Below are 3,379 nucleotides of genomic sequence, written 5' to 3' on the forward strand. Positions count from 1 at the left end.
ACTGGGCGCGCCTTGGTCCGTGAAGCGACTATTGAAATGTTCAAGCCGATTATGTCCTCGACATTGGTAACGGTCGCTGTTTTTGCACCGCTGATTTTTGTTGGCGGTATGGTTGGCGAATTGTTTACACCATTCGCGTTAACGATGGCATTTTCACTCGGGGCTTCCTTGCTCATAGCAATTACCATCGTGCCGGCTCTTTCGCATTTCTTATTCAGGAAAAAGTTATACAGCGAGAAGACGGCCATCCGTCATAAAGATGCCGGGGAGCTCGCTGAATGGTATAAGTGGTTTTTGGAAAAAGCCCTTAACCACAAGGTCATTGCTTCTATTTTGGCCATTCTTTTATTAGCCGGGAGTTTGGCGTTAACGCCGTTAATCGGTTTTAGCTTCATGGGCAGCGAAGAAGACAAGGTCATGTACTTAACGTACACACCAAAAGCCGGTGAGCTTCACGAGCAGACATTGGAAAATGTAAAAGCGGTCGAAGAAAAAATGCTGAAACGTAAAGATATTGATATTGTGCAAATATCCATTACCGAAGAAGGCGACCCGCAGCGGGCCATGATGGGCGGGGGATCAAAAGGGGGCTTAATGTACCTGATTTTTGATCCGGATACGGAGAACTTCCCGTCCGTCAAGGAGAAGATTGAAAAGTATGTAACAGGTCTTGGACAATCAGGAACATGGAAGAGCCAGAACTTCTCAGCCATGTCAGGATCGACCAATGAAGTAAGCTATACGTTCTACAGTGAAAATTTAAATAAACTGAATGATTCAGTAAAAAAAGTCGAATCAGTTCTGAAGAAACATAAAGATTTAAAAGATGTGACTTCAACTGCCGAAGATGCTTATGTGGAGTATACCTTCCGAGTTGAACAAGCCCATCTGCTAAAGTATGGGCTAACAACTGGCCAGCTTGTGATGATGTTAAATCCACAGAAAACGAAGGATGTTTTAACAACTGTTGAAAAAGACGGGAAGGCATTAGATGTCATTGTACAACAGGAACAAACGGCCCAGCCGGAATCTATCGATGAGATGCTTTCTAAACAGGTACCGACGGCAGTGGGGGCAAATGTGCCGCTCTCTGAGTTAGTTACTGTCAAGAAGGGGACCACGATGAATACATTGGCGCGTAGTAAAGGTGAATACTATGCGACCGTTTCAGCAGCAATCAAAGGCAAAGACCTTTCGAAAGTAACCTCTAAGGTGGGAAAAGAAATAGATAAATTGGATCTCCCTAAGGGAGTGACCGTTGGCGTTGCCGGTGTCCAAGCAGATATGACGGAAACCTTTACCCAGCTAGGAGCGGCCATGGCAGCAGCGATTGCTATCGTCTACTTCATCCTTGTTGTTACTTTCCGTGAAGGCGTTGCACCGTTTGCCATCCTATTCTCACTGCCATTTGCAGTGATTGGTTCCTTTGTAGGTTTGTTAATTGCTGGGGAAACCATTTCCGTTTCAGTCATGATGGGGCTGTTGATGCTGATTGGTATCGTTGTTACGAACGCCATCGTTTTGGTGGACCGGATTATTCATATGGAACGCGATGGCTTGAGTATGAGGAAAGCTGTTTTGGAGGCCGGAGCGACACGTCTTCGCCCAATCCTCATGACCGCTATTGCTACCATTGGAGCGTTAATCCCATTGGCACTTGGTGAAGGTGGTGGAGGACTAATCTCGAAAGGTCTTGCCATTACTGTTATCGGCGGCTTAGCAAGTTCAACGCTATTAACCTTAATCGTTGTTCCAATTGTGTATGAAGTGCTGTCTAAGTTATTTAAGAAAAATCGTAGAGAAATAGAAGAAAATTAAAAATCTGGGCCCTGCAGGATGGAGTGAGTATCTTGCGGGGTTTTTGTTTTTAGTTCATCCATCCGCATTCTTATCTAAGATTTTTTAACGTGATTCGTCACAATCATCCGGGGAGGTGAAATTTTGGCACACCAAGCAGACTTTTCCCAGCAGCCATTCATTTTGTGCATGATGATTCGAAAGTCAAAAGGGCGGTCAAGAACGGTGGCAAGCTCAATGCCCTGTTGGATGAGATATCTTTTTCCTGGAATCATTTTCTCTTTTACAGCGATTAAAGCTTGTTCAATAGTTTCATATTTTTCCAGCCTCATTTTGATAATGGACTTCATAAACGGGGCCGTCGATCTTTCTTAAACGAACAATTCCTGTTCCAACTCTTCCTTTATTGGGTTTAATAAACAGAGTAGGATAGGTATCTATCCTACTGATTACCCTTTGTTCCCTAAACCATTCAATAACCGGAACATCACAGGAATGTTGGTAAGAGTTGCTCCAAAACATGGCTACTTAACAAATGTAGGTTAAGGAGGAACATCATCCAGGATATATCCGTTCTTTCGCTGAATGTGGCTGAATGCTTGACTCATAATTTGCCTCACTTGGCTGACATTGGCCTAGACATAGCCTTAAAAGAAGGGTTTCCATACTTTATAGAATGCAATTTTAGACCCCACAGATACATCTTTCTGGAGGCAGATTGGTTGATGAACGGCAATTAACTTATACAAGGCCAATAGGGTATGCGCGTTTTTTATTAGAAAAAAATAGAATGTATTGCTAAATAAAAAAAATGAGGGAACTATTTAATTGATATGCTCCCAATAAGGTAGACAGATGAAATAATAAAAATCTGTTTACTTTATTGGGGGCTTTTTCTATGGCAAAAAGTGCTTATACTGCACGAGAAAAATATGAGTTAATTATGGCGTATGAGGACAGGCAAACTTCAGCTAGAGATTTTTGTAGTCAACACAATATATCTAGAAAAACCATAGAAAGATGGATTTATTTATATTGCACATATGGAATGGATGGACTTCAAGAGGCAACTGGATGGAAACGATACTCAAAAGAGGTAAAAACAGCTGCCGTTCTTGATTCCCTATCCGGGGCCTATTCTTTGACTGATGTTATACAAAAATATGAAATATCAAGCCACTCAGTGTTGGAAAAGTGGATAAGGAATTATAATGATCATAGAGAATTAAAAGACACGCAAAGGATGAGTAACTCTATGATCAAAGGTCGGTCTACTTCGCTTGAAGAACGTTTGGAAATTGTGATGTATTGTCTTCAGAACGGAAAAAATTATAACCAAGCATCAGAGCACTTTAAAGTCTCATATCAACAGGTGTATCAATGGGTAAAGAAGTATGAGAAAGAAGGAGAAACTGGTCTAAAAGATAATCGAGGTAGAAGTAAGTCAGATCTAGAGTTAACTACCGAGGAAAAGATTCAACGTGAAATGAAGCGGTTGGAGCAGGAAAATGAACGTCTCCGGGCAGAAAATGCATTCTTAAAAAAGTTAGAGGAACTCGAAAGGAGGCGTTTAAAGAAGCGT

The 3,379-nt window shown here is 41.8% G+C and carries 3 protein-coding genes and 1 pseudogene; 3 read left to right on the forward strand and 1 reads right to left on the reverse strand.

The window, feature by feature from the left end; all coding sequences use genetic code 11:
* On the forward strand, positions 1 to 1,818 hold a 1,818-nt coding region (locus tag KHB02_RS17975; RefSeq protein ID WP_241113937.1), incomplete at its 5' end, for an efflux RND transporter permease subunit.
* A 74-nt stretch (positions 1,819 to 1,892) separates the two neighbouring features.
* Here the strand turns inward: KHB02_RS17975 and KHB02_RS17980 are convergent.
* Positions 1,893 to 2,147: a YheC/YheD family protein gene (locus KHB02_RS17980; RefSeq protein WP_213146602.1), complete on the reverse strand. Its 255-nt coding sequence runs from the start codon at positions 2,145 to 2,147 to the stop codon at positions 1,893 to 1,895.
* Between the two features lie 192 nt (positions 2,148 to 2,339).
* Between KHB02_RS17980 and KHB02_RS30065 the strand changes: the two are divergent.
* Both KHB02_RS30065 and KHB02_RS17985 read left to right on the forward strand, forming a co-directional pair.
* A pseudogene (locus tag KHB02_RS30065) lies at positions 2,340 to 2,537 on the forward strand (YheC/YheD family protein); the annotation flags it as partial.
* A gap of 158 nt (positions 2,538 to 2,695) precedes the next feature.
* The coding region (locus KHB02_RS17985; RefSeq protein WP_241113938.1) for a helix-turn-helix domain-containing protein at positions 2,696 to 3,379 on the forward strand (684 nt) is incomplete at its 3' end.

It is taken from the genome of Neobacillus citreus (assembly GCF_018343545.2).
Classification (GTDB): Bacteria; Bacillota; Bacilli; order Bacillales; family Cytobacillaceae; genus Neobacillus; species Neobacillus citreus.